This window comes from Streptomyces sp. adm13(2018) (assembly GCF_008042145.1).
Taxonomy (GTDB): domain Bacteria; phylum Actinomycetota; class Actinomycetes; order Streptomycetales; family Streptomycetaceae; genus Streptomyces.
This window is the reverse complement of record NZ_RDBH01000004.1, coordinates 1-15,366: the sequence shown is the minus strand read 5'-3', so window position 1 is coordinate 15,366 and position 15,366 is coordinate 1. Positions and strand designations below refer to the sequence as shown.

The window sequence follows — 15,366 nt, the reverse complement described above, 5'->3', positions numbered from 1 at the left end:
CGCGGCGTCGAACTCGGCATCCAGGCCCTGTTCCTGGCTCCCACGGTCGCCGGACTCGCCGCCGCCCTGGACGATGAGGACCCGGCCGCCGGAGCGCTCGACGTCCTGCTGCCGCTGCGCACCCGGGGCGACCTTCCGCCGGTCTTCTGCTTCCACGCCGCGGGCGGCCTGAGCTGGCGGTACGCGGCCCTGCTGCGGCACCTGCCGGCCGGCCACCCGGTGTACGGCCTCCAGGCCCGTGCCTTCGCCGAGCCCGGCCACCGCCCGGTGAGCCTGGAGGAGGCCGCCGCCGACTACGTGGAGCGGATCCGCGCCGTCCGGCCGACCGGCCCCTACCACCTGGTGGGCTGGTCGCTCGGCGGCCTGGTCGCCCAGGCGGCGGCGGTCCTCCTGGAGGAGGACGGCGAGGAGGTCGCGACCGTCGCGGTCCTGGACTCCTACCCGGCGCGGACCGGCGACCCGGTGACCGTTCCCCCGGCGCCGCGGGTCCTCGGCGCCCTCCTGGACGCGGCGGGTGTCGGCCCGGACCGCGGCGATGAGGAGCTCACCCCCGAGGCGGGCGCCGCGCTCCTGCGGGCCCGCGGCGGACCGCTCGCGGCCCTGCTCGCCGACCGCGTCGGCGCCCTCGTCGACGCGTACCGCACCGGCGTCGAACTGCGGGCGGGCTTCGCCCCGCGCCGCTTCGGGGGCGACCTGATCCTCTTCGTCGCGAACGGCGGTGCGGGCGGCCGGGGTTCCCGACCCGGACCTGAGTCCCTCCCCGCGGCCGCCACGGCCGAGAAGGCCGACCGCTGGCGCCCGTACGTCGCCGGCACCATCGCCGTCCACCCGGTCGACTGCCGTCACGAGGACATGCTGCGGCCCGAACCGCTGGCCGTCGTCGGCGCCGCGATCGCCGCCCATCTGAACAACCGCACCACACGGAAGGACATCTGATGACCCGGGAGTTGTACGCGCTGGGGGAGACACCGCCCCTGGGCGAGGTGCCTCGCCACATGCACGCCGGCGTGATCCGCCGCGAGCGGTACGGGCCGCCGGAGCAGTCGATCCAGGTCGAGACGGTGGAGGTGCCCCCGGTCGGCCGCGGGCAGGTCCTCATCTGGGTGATGGCCGCCGGCATCAACTACAACGGCGTCTGGGCCGGACTCGGCACCCCCGCCGACGTCATCGCCGACCGCCAACGGGCCGGCGACCCGCTCGACTTCCACATCGCCGGATCCGAGGGAGCCGGCGTGGTCTGGGCCGTCGGCGAGGGGGTGAAGCAGCTGAAGGTCGGCGACCACGTCATCGTCGGCGGCGTCGCCTGGGACGAGTCGGCCCCCGACATCCGCCTCGGCACCGACCCGACCGCCTCCCGATCCCAGCGGGCCTGGGGCTACGAGTCCAACCACGGCTCCTTCGCCCAGTTCACCGTGGCCGACGAGTACCAGTGCCACAAGAAGCCCCCGCACCTCACCTGGGAGGAGGCCGGCTGCTTCCTCGGCGGCGGCTCCACCTCGTACCGCATGCTCATGGGCTGGCACCCGCACACGGTCCGGCCGGGCGACCCCGTCCTCGTCTGGGGCGGCGCCGGCGGCCTGGGCTCCATGGCGATACAGATCGTGAAATACTTCGGCGGAATTCCCGTCGCCGTGGTGTCGGACGACGACAAATTCGACTACTGTAAGCGCCTGGGGGCGCACGGCGTCATCAATCGGAATGAATTCGACCACTGGGGTCGGCTGCCCGATTCGAGCGACACCGTCGCCTACCGGGAATGGCTCTCGGGGGTCCGTTCCTTCGGCCGCGCCTTCTGGGACGCGCTCGGCGAGCGCAGGGACCCCGCCATTGTCCTGGAGCATCCGGGCCGGGCCACCCTCCCCACCTCGGTCTACGTCTGCGACCGGGCCGGCATGGTTGTCACCTGCGCCGGTACCAGCGGCTACAACGGCGATATCGACCTGCGGTTCCTCTGGATGTTCCAGAAGCGGCTGCAGGGCTCGCACGCCGCCAATGTACGCCAGACCGCTGCGATCATCGAGCTCGTCGCGGCCGGCCACATCGACCCCTGCCTCAGCCTCGCCCTGCCGTTCGACGAGATCGGCCGGGCGCACCAGATGGTCTACGAGAACAAGCAGCCGCCCGGCAACGTGGCGGTCCTCGTGAACGCGCCGGAACCCGGCCTCACGGATATGCGCTGAATTCCCTCGTGAAGGGTTGCCGATCTTTCTCCGATTGGTTAGAAAGAATGGCGACGGAAACAAGAAATCGCTTCGGAAAAGGAAAAGGGAAAAGAAATGACGAACCCGTTCGAGAACGCCGACGGCCGCTACCTCGTCCTCGTGAACGACGAAGGCCAGTACTCCCTGTGGCCGGACTTCGCCGAGGTCCCGGCCGGCTGGGAGGTCGCCCTCGGGGAGAGCGACCGCCAGGCGTGCCTCGACCACATCGAGGCCCACTGGACGGACATGCGCCCCAAGAGCCTCGTCCGCGCGATGGCGTCCTGACCCGGTGACCGGCCCCGAGCCTGTCCTGGTGCTCTGGGGCCCCGTCGCCTCCGGCGAACGGCGCGCGGCGCACACCACGCTGCTGCGCGCCGCCGCGGAGCTCACCGGCAGCCCGCTCCATCGCATCGGGTTCGCCCACGACCCCGGCGGCCGCCCCCGGCTCACCGGAGACGCGGCCCGGCTCCACGTGAGCGTGAGCCACAGTCCGGGAGCCCGGGCCGTGGCACTGGCCCGGACCCCGGTCGGCGTCGACATCGAGACCGTACGGCCGCTGCCCGCCCTCGCCATGGCCCGGCGCTGGCTCGCCCCCGCCGACGCCGACTGGGTCGGCCGCCTCCCCGCGGCGGACCGGGTCCCCGCCTTCTACTGGCTCTGGACCCAGAAGGAGGCCGTCGGCAAGGCCCGCGGCCACGGACTCGCCCGCGGCGGGCTCACCCAGCCGCTGCCCCACCCCGCGCACTGGACCCGACTGGGTCGGCCGCCTCCCCGCGGCGGACCGGGTCCCCGCCTTCTACTGGCTCTGGACCCAGAAGGAGGCCGTCGGCAAGGCCCGCGGCCACGGACTCGCCCGCGGCGGGCTCACCCAGCCGCTGCCCCACCCCGCGCACTGGACCCCGCCACCCGCCGCGGGCGAGTCCGTGGCCGCGGGCCTTGCCGACGGCCTCCTTCTGGGTCCAGAGCCAGTAGAAGGCGGGGACCCGGTCCGCCGCGGGGAGGCGGCCGACCCAGTCGGCGTCGGCGGGGGCGAGCCCAGGCCGACCGCCGCCGCGAGCCCCCGGTACGACTCGCTCAGCGCCGTCCGGTCGTACGTACTCGTCGTGACCAGCACCTCCTGCGCCCCGGTCTCCCGCACCGCCTGCCCCAGCGCCGTGGCCACCTGCTCCGCCGTGCCGTGCACATGGCCGGTCAGCCCCGACTCGTAGAACCCGCGCTGCCTCTCCGTCATCGTGAGCCCGTCGATCGCCCCGGGCGCGAGGAGCGGCGGGAAGGCGCCCAGGGTGCGCGCGTGGGCGAGCGACCAGGCCTCCGGCATCAGGAGCCGCCGGGCCGCCGCCTCGGTCGCGGCCACCGCGACCGTCCCGGCGATCACCACGTACGGCTCGGGCGACCACGCCGAGGGGCGGAAGGAGGAGCGGTACGTCTCGACGGCGGCGAGCAGCCGGTCGCGGCCGCGGAGGTCCCCGATGACCAGGGGCAGCCCGGTCGCCGCGGCGAGGGACGCGCCCTCTCCGGTCGCCAGCACGAACGGCGGCACCCGCAGTCCCTCGGCGGGCCGGGCGTGCACCTGAGGGTGGGCGGACTGCTCTCCCGTGAACCAGCCGAGCAGCTCGACGAGCTGTTCGCCGAACCGGTCGGCGTCCTCCTTGTCCCGTCCGAGCGCGCGCCGGATGCCGTCGGTGAAGCCGACCGAGCGGCCGACGCCCATGTCGATCCGGCCGGGGAACAGGGACTCCAGGACACCGAACTGCTCCGCCACGACCAGCGGCTGGTGGTTGGGGAGCATCACCCCACCCGTGCCGACCCGGATGCGGGACGTGGCGGCGGCCACGGCGGCCGCGAGGACCGTCGGCGCCGAACCGGCCACGCCGGGCACGCTGTGGTGCTCCGACACCCAGAAGCGGTGGTAGCCGAGGGCTTCGACCTCCCGGGCGAGGTCCACGGTGTCGCGCAGCGCCCGCGGGGCGTCCTCGCCCTCCCGGGTGCGGGAGCGGTCGAGGACGGAGAAGCGGACGCCGCCGGGAAAGGTGCTCACAGGGAGTTCAACGTCCCGGTGCGGGAGGGATTTCCGGAGCGCGCTCCCGGTCCGGCGCACCGGGTCCCGGCGAGCCCCGCCGTGACCGGCCTGACCGACAAGGCACCCCCTGGGCCGTCTCTTCCGGATCCTGCCTGACCCGCGCCGCCCGGCACCGCACCTCGCCGCGTTGTCGAGGCACCCGGGTACGTCCCGTACGCGGGTACCTCTCCGCCGTGCGACGCACGGCACCGGACGACGCGGGCTCGACCGGCAAGATCCGGAAGACACGGCCTAGGCTGGCCCGCGTGACCGCGGACAACCTCCGGCCTCTGGCCGTCTTCGACCTCGACAACACGCTGGCCGCCACCGCCCACCGCCAGCGCTTCCTGGAACGGCGCCCGAAGGACTGGGACGCCTTCTTCGCGGCGGCGCCCGACGATCCGCCGCTGGACGAGGGGATCGCGCTGTGCCGGGAGGCGGCCGAGGAGTGCGACGTCGTGTATCTGACCGGGCGCCCGGAGCGCTGCCGCCGGGACACCCTGGCCTGGCTGGCCGCGCAGGGGCTCCCGGAGGGGCCGGTGCACATGCGCCGCCACCGGGACTTCCGGCCGGCCCGGGTGACCAAGGTGGAGACCCTCCGCCGGCTCGGGGCCGACCGCGCGATCAGGATGCTCGTCGACGACGACCCGCTGGTCTGCGACGCCGCCGAGGAGGCCGGCTTCCCGGTGGTCCGCGCCGGGTGGGCGACCCCGTCGGAGGAGCTGAGGGAGGCCCAGGAGAAGGAGGGTCGTACCTGACGGCGACCGGGCGGCGTGGGGTCCGCTCCGGCTCGACTCGCGGGGGTCCCCGCTTCCGTGCAGGGTGGATGGAGTCGGAACCCTAAGGAGAGGCCGCCATGGGAGACCACGTGTACCGCGTCACGGAGATCGTCGGATCGTCCTCGGACGGCGTGGACACCGCCATCCGGAACGGGATCACCCGCGCCTGCGAAACGCTGCGTTCGGTCGACTGGTTCGAGGTCACGGAGATCCGAGGTCATGTCGAGGACGGTCAGGTGGCCCACTTCCAGGTGGGCATGAAGGTGGGCTTCCGGCTGGAGGAGCCGGAGGCCTGACCCCGTCTGCCGGCCTGCCTGCCTGCCGGCCGGCTACCCGCGGGTGACCGGTGGCCGGGGCGGACCTCCGCCCCCGCCACCGGCGCGCCGCGCCTTCTCAGGGCATCAGCGGCAGCGCAGAGCATCGGCAGCGGCTCAGAGCATCAGCAGCAGCCGGGTGTTCGGCACCAGCTTCCGGTTCACGCTGGTGCTCTGCACGAAGATCGTGAAGTCGTCGTTGTGGTCGGGCCTGACGCGGGCCTCGGCGTCCGGCAGTCCGAGCAGGGCGCGCGCCTCGGGCCCGGTGTACACCCGGTCCGTCTTCTTCTGCAGTACGGCGATCCGCTTCTTCGCCTGCACCTTCTCCGACTTGCTCAGCTGGTAGAAGGCGCCCCCGGTCCGGTACGTGTGTCCGGACTCGACGACCCATTCGCGGATGGCCGCGTCGCGGGCCACCGGGATCAGCCGGTACACGGACGGGTCCACGGCGGCGAGGCCGGCAGCCTTCACCGTCTCCGGGTTCACCGCGTCAGCCCCCGTCGAGAACACCGCGCGCGATCCGCGGATGCCCTTGGTGCGGCCCACCATGAACTTCTCGGTGGCCTCCTGGATGACCTGCCCGGCCTCTTCGAGGCCTTGGGTGCTGGTGGCGTCCCAGATGGCGACGTTGTCCTTCGGGAAGCCGCTCTGGACGGCCTCGCGCCTGCCCACCTGGTCCGGGACCAGGACGGCCAGCGTCCAGTTGTCCTCCTGCGTCTCGATCATCCGGGCCACCGCCTCGACGAGTCCGCGCGCGCTCTTCGAGGGCGCGTCGGGGCAGCGGTGGCTGGCGTTCTCCTGGCCGTCGGTGAGCACGAAGGTGAGGAAGCTGTGGTCGCCGTAGAGCTGGGCCGTCTGCGCGAGCTCCCGCTGCGACTTCAGCGCGGCCGCCAGCAGGGCCGTCATGCCGCCGACCCGGTAGAGCTGCTTCAGCGACGGCATCCGCAGGACGTCCTTGTCGTAGATCACGCACTCCACCGTGTCGGCGAAGACGTACACCGTGACGCGGGTCTCCTGGTCCAGTTCCCGTGACCGGCGGGCGAGGTAGGCGATCTGCTGGTCGGCGACGTCGACCACCTTGCGGCTCAGGTGCGACATGGACGAGCTGGCATCCAGTACGAGAGCGACGTGGTTGATGTAGTTCTGGCTTCCGGACATGGCAACTCCCCCTGTTTCGCGGGCCTTCCGACCCGATGCCTCCACGTTCCCATCCACCACTGACAATCGATCATGCGTTCGCATGCGGGGGGCGCCCCGTGACCTGCCGCCGGCCGCGTGATTCCGAGTGACGCCGGCCGGGAGGTGCGACCACAAAGGTGACCGACGGGTAATTACCGCCGGTAACAGAACAGATGGTGCGTCTGTGACGGGGGACGGGATGGTCAAGGACTTGACCATCCCGTTGGTCCAGACCAGAATCCAGGCCACATACCCGCGCGAACACCCCGTTCGGTCCCCCCATGTCGGGTCAGCCCCGCACGACCCTGTGCTGAACCCCGCAGAAGGTGACCCACGTGAAGAACCGCCATCTGGCCTGCCCCCTGGCAGCCGCCACAGCGCTCGCCCTCGCCGGCTGCGGGATGCTCCCGGGCGGCGGCGGGACGAAGACCGTCAACGTCTGGCTCATGCGGAACAGCGTCAGCGAGGACTTCCTCAACCGCTTCACCGAGGCGTACGAGGAGGAGCACGACGGCGTCGAACTCAAGGTCACCATCCAGGACTGGACCGGCATCGGGAAGAAGGTCACCGAGGCCATCAGCGGCCCCGGCGGCCCCGACGTCATCGAGGTCGGCAACACCCAGGTCGCCCAGTACGCCGACACCGAGCGGCTCTTCGACCTCACCCTGGAGTCGGTCCGCGACCTCGGCAGCGAGGACTGGCTCCCCGGCCTCGCCGAGCCCGGCAGCATCGGCGGCGCGCAGTACGGCATCCCCTGGTACGCGGCGAACCGCATCGTCATCTACAACAAGGACCTGTTCGCCGATGCCGGCATCGACAAGCCGCCGGCCACCCGCGAGCAGTGGCTCACCGACACCGAGAAGCTCAACAGCAAGGGCTCCCAGGGCATCTACCTGGCCGGCCAGGACTGGTACACCCTCGCCGGATTCGTCTGGGACGAGGGCGGCGAACTCGCCGTCGACAAGGGCGGCGACTGGGTCGGCGCGCTCGACACCCCGGCGGCCCGGCGCGGCATGGCCTACTACAAGGAGCTCCAGTCCCTCGGCTCCGGACCCAAGGACGCCGACGAGCAGAACCCGCCGCAGACCGACGTCTTCGCCAAGGGCGACGTCGCCCAGCTCATCGCCGCGCCCAGCGCCGTCGCCGCCATCGTCCAGGCCAACCCGGCCCTCAAGGACAAGCTCGGCTACTTCCCCATACCCGGGGCCGAGGAGGGCCGGCCCTGCGCGGTCTTCACCGGTGGCTCCGACCTCATCATCCCGGAGAACGCCCCCCAGCGCGGCGCCGCCCTCGACGTCGTCAAGGCGCTCGCCGGCGAGAAGTGGCAGACCGACCTCGCCCGCACCATGGGCTACGTGCCCAACAAGAAGAGCCTCGCCACCGTGGTCGCCGGCCAGGAGGCCACCGCCGTCATGGCCCGGGCCGCCGCCCGCGGCCGCGCCACCCCCAACTCCCCGCAGTGGGCCGACGTCGAGGCCGACAACCCCATCAAGCCCTACATGACGGCCGTCCTCCAGGGCGAGGACCCGCTGAAGGCCGCCCAGACCGCCTCGGCCGAGATCACGGACACCCTCGCGGAATAGCATTCAGCGCCTCCACACCCGCGGGCCCCCGGCCGGTCACGTCGAATCCAGCCGCTCACGGAAGAAACAAGGAGCCGGACCACCGCTCACCGGTCCGGCCCACGCCCCGCCCCGTGCCGCGTCCGCCGCCGGGTCGCCGGCSGCGCCGTCGGCGAGGGCGAGTCGGGAGACGACGCGGTAGCGGTCACCCCGGTAGAGGGAGCGGACGTACTCGACCGGCCTGCCGTCCGCGTCGGAGGTGACGCGGTCGAAGAGCAGCGCCGGCGAGAGCACCGGTACGTCGAGGAGGCCCGCCTCCTCCTCGCTCAGCACGGTCGGTTCGATCGACTGGACCGCGTGCGCGGGACGGATGCCGTGCCGGTCCCGCAGATGGGCGTAGAAGCCGCCCTCCATGTCGGCGGCGGTGAGACCCGGGACCAGGTCGGCGGGGACATGGAGGTGTTCCAGGGCGATCGGGGCGCCGTCCACCTTGCGCAGCCGGGTCACGTGGAAGAGTTCCGCGGCGGGGGAGAGCGCCAGCCTGCGGCCCACGCGGGCGCCGGCCCGGACGGTGCGGAGCCCGAGCACCGTACTGGTCCAGTCGCCCGCGCTCCGGGGCGCGCCGGCCGCCCGGTGCTCGGCGACCAGCTCCTGGGTGATCTTGTCCGGGGCGACGAACATGCCGCGGCCGTGCTCCCGTACCAGCAGGCCCGTGGCGACGAGTTCGTCGACGGCCGCGCGGAGGGTCGGCCGGGAGACGCCGAGGGCGGTACAGAGGGTGCGCTCGGACGGGATCGCGTCGCCGGGGCGACGGCTCTCGATCACGGTCAGGAGGTGCTCGCGCACCCGCTCCCGCTTCAGCTCCATGCCGTCCCCTCCCTCGTGCGCCGCTCCGCTGCGGGTCAGTATGCATCGCCCTCCGTGGAGGAGGTCACGAGGCCGTCGCGGGTGAAGTCGAGGCGGGAGACGATGCGGTAGCGGTCGCCCCGGTAGACCGAGTGCACGTACTCGACGGGACGGCCCGCGGTGTCGAGGGTGAGACGCTCGATCAGCAGGGCGGGCGAGAGCACGGGGACGTCCAGGAGCGCCGCCTCGTCCTCGCTGACCACGGTCGGTTCGATCGACTGAGTGGCCTCCTGGACGTGGACCCGGTGGTGCTCCCGCAGGTGGTCGTAGAGGTCTCCCGCTTCGAGTTCCTCGGGGGTGAGCGAGGCGCCCACCAGGTCCGCCGGGATGTGCAGGTGCTCGATGGCCATGGGTGAGCCGTCGACCAGGCGCAGCCGGGCGACGTAGAGCAGTTCGGCGGCCGGTGAGAGCCTGAGTCTGCGGCCGATGCGGGCGCCGGCCCGGATCGTGGCGGACTCCAGCACGGTGCTGGACCAGCTGCCGGACGCGCGGGGAACGGTGAAGGCCGCGTCGTCCGGGGCGAGCCGCTGGGTGATCTTGGCGGGGGCGACGAACATCCCCCGGCCGTGCTCCCGCACCAGGGCGCCGGTGGCGACGAGTTCGTCGACGGCCGCGCGCAGGGTCGGCCGGGAGACGCCGAGAGCGGCACAGAGGGTGCGCTCGGACGGGATCGGGTCGCCGGGTCCGCCCGCCTCGATCAGGCCCAGCAGGTGCTCCCGTACCCGCTCCCGCTTCAGCACCCCGCTGGAGGAGCCGTCCTTCATGCCGCCCACCCTCATCTCACTGGTCAACTGGTAAATCCGATACTAGCCGCACCTGTTGACCAGAGACCCCGTGAACAACCCATGTTTTTCAAGGGATTGACGGCTCCCGCCGAGCGTGCCACCTTCTGCTCACACACCTGACCACTTGACCAATTGGTCAACCACGCATCGAGGTGCCCGTGAAGACTCGTCCCCTCGCCGGCTCCGTCGCCCTCGCGGCGGCCGTCGCCCTCACCGCCACGGCCTGTGGCGGATCGGGCGACCCGGCAGCCTCCGGCGGCCCGGAGAAGGTCACCGTATGGATCATGAAGGACAGCGTCACCGACGCCTTCCTCGACCGCTTCCGCACCGGCTTCGAGGCGGAGCACAAGGACATCGACCTGGACATCCAGATCCAGGAGTGGGACGGCATCGGTGAGAAGGTCACGGCCGCCCTCGCCAGCAAGGACGCCCCGGACGTCATCGAGGTGGGCAACACCCAGGTCGCGCAGTACGCGGCGAGCGGCGGCGTCCGCGACCTCACCGACCGGACGGCCGAGCTGAACGGCGCGGACTGGCTGCCGGGACTCGCCGAGCCGGGCAAGGTCGAGGGAAAGCAGTACGGCATCCCCTGGTACGCGGCCAACCGGGTCGTGATCTACCACAAGGACCTCTTCGCCCGGGCCGGGGTGACCACTCCCCCGAAGACACAGGCCGAGTGGCTCGCCGTCACGGCCCGGCTGAACCGGGGCCGGACCCAGGGCATCTACCTGCCCGGCCAGAACTGGTACACCCTCTCCGGGTTCGTCTGGGAGGAGGGTGGCGACCTGGCCGTCAAGGACGGGGCCGGGTGGAAGGGCTCGCTCGACTCCCCGCAGGCGCGCGCCGGCATGGACTTCTACCGGCGGCTCCAGGCCCTGGGCAAGGGCCCCAAGGACTCCGACGAGGCCAAGCCCCCGCAGGCCGAGGTCTTCGCCAAGGGCGAGGTCGCGCAGATCATCGCGGTACCGGGCGGAGCCAAGATCGTCGAGGAGATCAACCCGGCGCTCAAGGGCAAGCTCGGCTTCTTCCCGGTCCCCGGCAAGACCGCGGGCACGCCCGGCGCGGTCTTCACCGGCGGCTCGGACCTGATCGTGCCGGAGGCCTCCACCCACCCCGAGGCCGCGTACGAGGTGGTCAAGGCGCTGGCGGGCGAGAAGTGGCAGACCGACATGGCCCGGACGATGAGCTACGTGCCCAACCGCACCTCGCTCGCCCGTGTGATCCAGGACGACGAGGGGACGGCCGCCATGGCAGCGGGCGCGGCGCAGGGCCGGGCGACCCCGAACTCCCCGCAGTGGGCGGCCGTCGAGGCCACCAACCCGATCAAGCAGTACATGACGGCGGTGCTCACCGGCACCGATCCCGCGCAGGCGGCCGCGGCCGCCTCGCAGAGCATCACCAAGACCCTCGGCTCGTGAGCGGACCCGTGAGCCCGCCGGTGGGACAGCTCCGCAGCACGCTCGACCCGGCCGCCTCGGACAGCCTCCCGGACGGGCGGACCGGCCGAAGGATCGCGGGGCGCCCCGGAAAGCGGCCCGGAAGGCGGTCCGGGGGACGGCCGGACGGACCCGGCCGTCCCGCGGTGGGCGGCGGCCCGTCGGGGCGGGGCGCCTTCTGGCCCTACCTCCTGGTCGCCCCCACCGTCCTCGGCGGTCTGCTCCTCCTCGGCTACCCCTTCGTCCGCAACCTGCTGATCTCCTTCCAGGAGTACGGCCTGGGCGAACTCATCCGCGGCGAGGCCTCGTTCGTGGGGCTGAGCAACTACCGGACCGTGCTCGCCGACCCCGAGTTCTGGGAGGTCGTCCGGCGCACCTTCTGGTGGACCCTGGTCAACGTCGTCCTCATCATGGTGATCGGCACCCTGGTCGCGCTGATGATGCAGCGGCTCGGCAAGCGGATGCGGATCCTCGTGACGACGGGCCTGGTCCTCGCCTGGGCCAGCCCGGTCATCGCCACCACGACCGTCTTCCAGTGGCTCTTCGCCTCCCGCCTCGGAGTGGTCAACTGGGTCCTCGTACAGCTCGGGTTCGAGTCCTTCGAGGGCTACTCGTGGCTGGCGGACGGCCCCGCGGCGTTCACCGTCCTGGTCCTCCTGGTGGTCTGGCAGTCGGTGCCCTTCGCCGCGATCACCCTGCATTCTGCGCTGCTGACCGTCCCCGCCGAGCTGTACGAGTCGGCGCGGCTCGACGGCGCCGGCGGCCGGCGGATCTTCCTCTCGGTCACCCTGCCCCTGCTGCGCCCGATCTTCGGGCTCGTCCTCTGCCTGGAGGTCATCTGGGTCTTCCGCTGCTTCGCGCAGATCTGGGCCGTGACCAAGGGCGGCCCGGGCGACGCGACGACCACCCTGCCCGTGTACGCCTACCGCGTGGCCCAGTCACTGCACCGCTACGACCTCGGAGCGGCGGTCTCCACGCTCACCGTCCTCCTCCTCGTGGCCGTGCTCATCGCCTACTTCCGCCAGATGCTCCGACAGGAGGCCGACCGGTGACCCCGCGCGCCCTGCGCCGACTCCCCCTGAACACCGCGGCGGCGCTCGTCTTCGTCCTGGCCGTGTTCCCGGTGTACTGGATGGTCCTCACGGCCTTCCGGCCGACCCGCGACATCCAGTCCGAGACCCCCCGGTTCCTGCCCGGCTCCGTCACCCTGGAGCACTTCCGGCACGCCGTGGCCGCCGACGGGTTCTGGATGTTCTGGCGCAACAGCCTGCTCGTGACCGCCGGTTGCGTCGTGCTCGCCCTGGTGGTGGCGCTCGCCGCCGCGTTCGCCGTCGCCCGGATGAACTGGCGCGGCCGGCGGGGCTTCATCCTCATGGTGTTCATCGCCCAGGTGGCACCCTGGGAGGCCCTGCTGATCCCGATGTACGTGATCGCCCGGGACGCCGACCTGCTCGACCGGCTCGCGACCCTCAGCCTCGTCTACTTCATGGTCACCCTGCCCTTCACCATCGTGACCCTCCGCTCCTTCCTCGCCGCGGTCCCGCCCGAACTGGAGGAGGCGGCCCAGGTCGACGGCTGCACCCGCACCGCCGCGTTCCGCCGGGTGACCCTTCCGCTGCTCGCGCCCGGACTGCTCGCGACCTCGCTCTTCGGGTTCATCACCGCCTGGAACGAGTTCGCCTTCGCCAACATGCTCATCATCAAGAACCAGGACGACCGGACCCTGCCCGTCTGGCTGTCGTCCTTCTCGAACGTCTTCGGCACCGACTGGGGCGCCACCATGGCCGCCTCCACCCTCTTCGCCCTGCCCGTCCTCGTCCTCTTCCTGGTCCTGCAGGGCCGGGTCGCCGCCGGAATGACCGGCGGAGCCGTGAAGGGATAACCCACCTCGATGCCCCAGCCCCGACTCGTCCCCGAACCCACCCAACTCCAGCTTCTGCCAGGCACGTTCACCTTCGACACGGCGACCGCCCTGAAGGTCTCGCCGGGCGCCGAGGGCGCCGCGGGACTGCTGCGCACCCTGCTCGGCCCGGCCACCGGCCTGCCGCTGCCCTCCCGCGCGGACGGCTCCGTCGTCCTGGCGCTCGACCGCGCCCTCACCGGTCTCGGCGAGGAGGGATACGGCCTGACCGTCGGCACCGAGGGCGTCCTGCTGCGGGCCGCCCGGCCCCAGGGCCTCCTGGCCGGCGTGCAGACCCTCCGCCAGCTGCTGCCCGTCGAAGCCCTGCGCGCCGAACCCGTCGCGGGCGTCGCCTGGTCGGTGCCCTGCGTGCAGATCACCGACATCCCGCGCTTCCCCTGGCGCGGCTCCATGCTCGACGTCGCGCGGCGCTTCCGCCCCGTCTCCTACCTGCGGCGGTACGTCGACCTCCTCGCCCTCCACAAGCTCAACGTCCTCCACCTCCATCTCACCGACGACCAGGGCTGGCGCATGCCGGTCGCGGCGCTCCCCCGGCTCACCGAGGTCGGCGGGCTGCCGCACGGCGGCGCCTACACCCGGGCGGAACTCGCCGGACTCGTGGCGTACGCGGCGGAGCGGGGGGTCACCGTCGTGCCCGAGATCGAGATGCCGGGGCACGTCCGCGCGGCGCTCGCCGCCTACCCCGAGCTGGGCAACCACCCCTGCCGCAGCTACGAGGTCTGGGACCGGTGGGGCGTGTGCGACACGATCCTCGGCGTCCACGACGGCGCCCTCGACTTCTGCCGCACGGTCCTGGACGAGGTCATGGAGGTCTTCCCCTCCCCGTACGTGCACATCGGCGGCGAGGAGTGCCCCACCACCGAGTGGCACCACGCCCCGGCCGCGCTGCGCAGGGTTGCCGAGGAGGGTCTGCCGGGACCCGCGGCCCTGCACGGCTGGTTCATGGAGCGGATCGGACGCCATCTGCTCGACGCGGGCCGGCTGCCGCTGAGCTGGACGGAGAACGGGGCGGACCTCCCGCCGTACTTCACCGTCATGCCCTGGCGCGACGCCGACCACGGGCGGACGGCCGTCCGGCGCGGGCACCGCGTCATCATGGCGCCCCATCGCACCACCTACCTCGACTACCCCCAGTCGGCCAGCCCCGCCGAGCCGCCCGGACAGGCCGGCGAGGTCGTCGACCTGCGCACCGTGCACGGCAACGAACCGGCGCCGGCCGACTGGACCCCCGAGGAGGCCGCCCAGGTCCTCGGCTCCCAGGTACAGCTGTGGACCGAGTACGTGCCCACCACCGCGCACGCCGAGTACCTCACCTTCCCCCGGCTCTGCGCGCTCGCCGAGGTCGTCTGGACCGGCCGCCACGACTGGCCGGGCTTCCAGGAGCGCCTGCGGCACCACCGGACGCGGCTCGACGCGCTCGGGGTGCCCCGCCGGCTGCCCCCCGCGCCCGCGGCGCTCCTCGCGTCCACTCCCTGAGCGCGTCCACTCCCTGAGCGCGCCCGCGCACGCGCCGGGCCCGTGAGCGGCTTCGCGCCGTGAGCCCGCCCGCGCGCCTCCCCGCCTGCTCGTACGCCGGTCCCGTCCGCGCGTACGTCAGCCGCACCACCCGTCCGTACCTCCGCCCCACCCCGTCCCAGGAGAGGAACCACCATGAACGACCCCACCAGGAACAGGAACCTGCGGATCCGTGCCGCGCTCGCCGTCGCCGCGGTGACCGGGCTCGGCGCCACCGCCCTCACCGCCCTCCCGGCGGCCGCCGCCGGTGAGGCGCTCGCCGTCCAGTACCGGCAGAGCTCGACCGGCGGCGACCAGGTGGAGCCCTGGCTCAAGGTGGTCAACACCGGCGCGTCGAGCGTGCCGCTGAGTCAGGTCAAGGTCCGCTACTACTTCAAGGCCGACGCGGGAGCCTCGTACACCTACGCCTGCTCCTGGGCCGTGAAGGGCTGCGCGAACCTCACCGGTACCTTCGGCACCCTCGCCAACCCCACCGCGACCGCCGACCGCTACCTGGAGATCGGCTTCACCGCCGGCGCCGGGTCCCTCGCACCCGGCGCGAACACCGGCGACATGCAGCTCCGTTTCCACCGCTCCAACTGGCAGTCGCTGAACCAGAACGACGACTACTCCTTCGGTCCGGCCCAGACGACGTACGCCAACTGGTCCAAGGTCACGGCGACCGTGGGCGGCGTACAGGTCTGGGGCACCGCGCCGGCGGGCAACGAGC

The 15,366-nt window shown here is 72.4% G+C and carries 14 protein-coding genes and 2 pseudogenes; 12 read left to right on the top strand and 4 right to left on the bottom strand.

Translation table 11 applies throughout. The features are described 5' to 3' along the window. The 4 genes and pseudogenes from EAO70_RS00390 to EAO70_RS40170 form a co-directional block, all read left to right on the top strand. Positions 1-936: alpha/beta fold hydrolase (locus tag EAO70_RS00390; RefSeq protein WP_148001031.1), on the top strand; the 936-nt coding region annotated here is incomplete at its 5' end. Next, complete coding sequence (gene ccrA, locus EAO70_RS00385; RefSeq protein ID WP_148001030.1) at positions 936-2,180, top strand: crotonyl-CoA carboxylase/reductase; 1,245 nt, start codon at positions 936-938, stop codon at positions 2,178-2,180. The genes EAO70_RS00390 and ccrA, both read left to right, overlap by 1 nt. Positions 2,181-2,276: 96 nt before the next feature. Then, positions 2,277-2,486, top strand: coding sequence for an MbtH family protein (locus EAO70_RS00380; RefSeq protein ID WP_148001029.1), 210 nt, complete (start codon positions 2,277-2,279; stop codon positions 2,484-2,486). Positions 2,487-2,490: 4 nt separating this feature from the next. Continuing rightward, positions 2,491-2,895, top strand: a pseudogene (locus tag EAO70_RS40170) (4'-phosphopantetheinyl transferase family protein); the annotation flags it as partial. Between the two features lie 336 nt (positions 2,896-3,231). Here the strand turns inward: EAO70_RS40170 and EAO70_RS00370 are convergent. Next, positions 3,232-4,239: pseudogene (locus EAO70_RS00370) on the bottom strand (MsnO8 family LLM class oxidoreductase); the annotation flags it as partial. A gap of 287 nt (positions 4,240-4,526) precedes the next feature. Here EAO70_RS00370 and EAO70_RS00365 point away from each other — a divergent pair. After that, entirely contained in the window at positions 4,527-5,018 is a 492-nt protein-coding gene (locus EAO70_RS00365) for a hypothetical protein (RefSeq protein ID WP_148001028.1), read from the top strand. A gap of 98 nt (positions 5,019-5,116) precedes the next feature. Further along, positions 5,117-5,335, top strand: coding sequence for a dodecin (locus tag EAO70_RS00360; RefSeq protein WP_148001027.1), 219 nt, complete (start codon positions 5,117-5,119; stop codon positions 5,333-5,335). 135 nt (positions 5,336-5,470) lie between these two features. On the opposite strand, the gene EAO70_RS00355 is transcribed toward EAO70_RS00360, so the two are convergent. After that, the gene (locus EAO70_RS00355) at positions 5,471-6,511 is read right to left on the bottom strand and encodes a vWA domain-containing protein (protein ID WP_148001026.1); all 1,041 of its coding nucleotides are present in this window, start codon (positions 6,509-6,511) and stop codon (positions 5,471-5,473) included. 356 nt (positions 6,512-6,867) lie between these two features. Between EAO70_RS00355 and EAO70_RS00350 the strand changes: the two genes are divergently transcribed. Further along, a complete protein-coding gene (locus tag EAO70_RS00350; RefSeq protein ID WP_148001025.1) occupies positions 6,868-8,115 on the top strand; it encodes an extracellular solute-binding protein in 1,248 nt (415 codons plus the stop codon). A gap of 36 nt (positions 8,116-8,151) precedes the next feature. On the opposite strand, the gene EAO70_RS00345 is transcribed toward EAO70_RS00350, so the two are convergent. Both EAO70_RS00345 and EAO70_RS00340 read right to left on the bottom strand, forming a co-directional pair. Beyond that, a complete protein-coding gene (locus EAO70_RS00345) occupies positions 8,152-8,961 on the bottom strand; it encodes a GntR family transcriptional regulator (RefSeq protein ID WP_148001024.1) in 810 nt (269 codons plus the stop codon). Positions 8,962-8,996: 35 nt separating this feature from the next. Further along, positions 8,997-9,764 carry a GntR family transcriptional regulator gene (locus EAO70_RS00340; protein ID WP_148001023.1) on the bottom strand — a complete coding sequence of 256 codons (768 nt, stop codon included), beginning with the start codon at positions 9,762-9,764 and terminating at the stop codon, positions 8,997-8,999. Positions 9,765-9,943: 179 nt separating this feature from the next. Between EAO70_RS00340 and EAO70_RS00335 the strand changes: the two genes are divergently transcribed. From EAO70_RS00335 to EAO70_RS00315, 5 genes are all read left to right on the top strand, one after another. Then, complete coding sequence (locus EAO70_RS00335) at positions 9,944-11,203, top strand: extracellular solute-binding protein (RefSeq protein ID WP_148001022.1); 1,260 nt, start codon at positions 9,944-9,946, stop codon at positions 11,201-11,203. A gap of 164 nt (positions 11,204-11,367) precedes the next feature. After that, positions 11,368-12,273, top strand: coding sequence for a carbohydrate ABC transporter permease (locus EAO70_RS00330; protein ID WP_148001032.1), 906 nt, complete (start codon positions 11,368-11,370; stop codon positions 12,271-12,273). Then, a complete protein-coding gene (locus EAO70_RS00325) occupies positions 12,270-13,103 on the top strand; it encodes a carbohydrate ABC transporter permease (RefSeq protein ID WP_148001021.1) in 834 nt (277 codons plus the stop codon). Before EAO70_RS00330 ends, EAO70_RS00325 begins: the two co-directional genes overlap by 4 nt. Positions 13,104-13,112: 9 nt before the next feature. Beyond that, positions 13,113-14,618 (top strand): beta-N-acetylhexosaminidase, encoded by a 1,506-nt coding sequence (locus EAO70_RS00320; protein ID WP_148001020.1) that lies wholly within the window; start codon positions 13,113-13,115, stop codon positions 14,616-14,618. Positions 14,619-14,792: 174 nt separating this feature from the next. Beyond that, positions 14,793-15,366, top strand: a 574-nt coding sequence (locus tag EAO70_RS00315; RefSeq protein ID WP_315986190.1) for a cellulose binding domain-containing protein, incomplete at its 3' end; no start/stop codon positions are given.

Excerpts from the sequence above, each read along its gene's own strand:
- ccrA (WP_148001030.1), top strand. The coding sequence starts at position 936 with ATGACCCGGGAGTTGTACGCGCTGGGGGAGACACCGCCCCTGGGCGAG.
- EAO70_RS00380 (WP_148001029.1), top strand. The coding sequence starts at position 2,277 with ATGACGAACCCGTTCGAGAACGCCGACGGCCGCTACCTCGTCCTCGTG.
- EAO70_RS00360 (WP_148001027.1), top strand. The coding sequence starts at position 5,117 with ATGGGAGACCACGTGTACCGCGTCACGGAGATCGTCGGATCGTCCTCG.
- EAO70_RS00355 (WP_148001026.1), bottom strand. The coding sequence starts at position 6,511 with ATGTCCGGAAGCCAGAACTACATCAACCACGTCGCTCTCGTACTGGAT.
- EAO70_RS00340 (WP_148001023.1), bottom strand. The coding sequence starts at position 9,764 with ATGAAGGACGGCTCCTCCAGCGGGGTGCTGAAGCGGGAGCGGGTACGG.
- EAO70_RS00320 (WP_148001020.1), top strand. The coding sequence starts at position 13,113 with ATGCCCCAGCCCCGACTCGTCCCCGAACCCACCCAACTCCAGCTTCTG.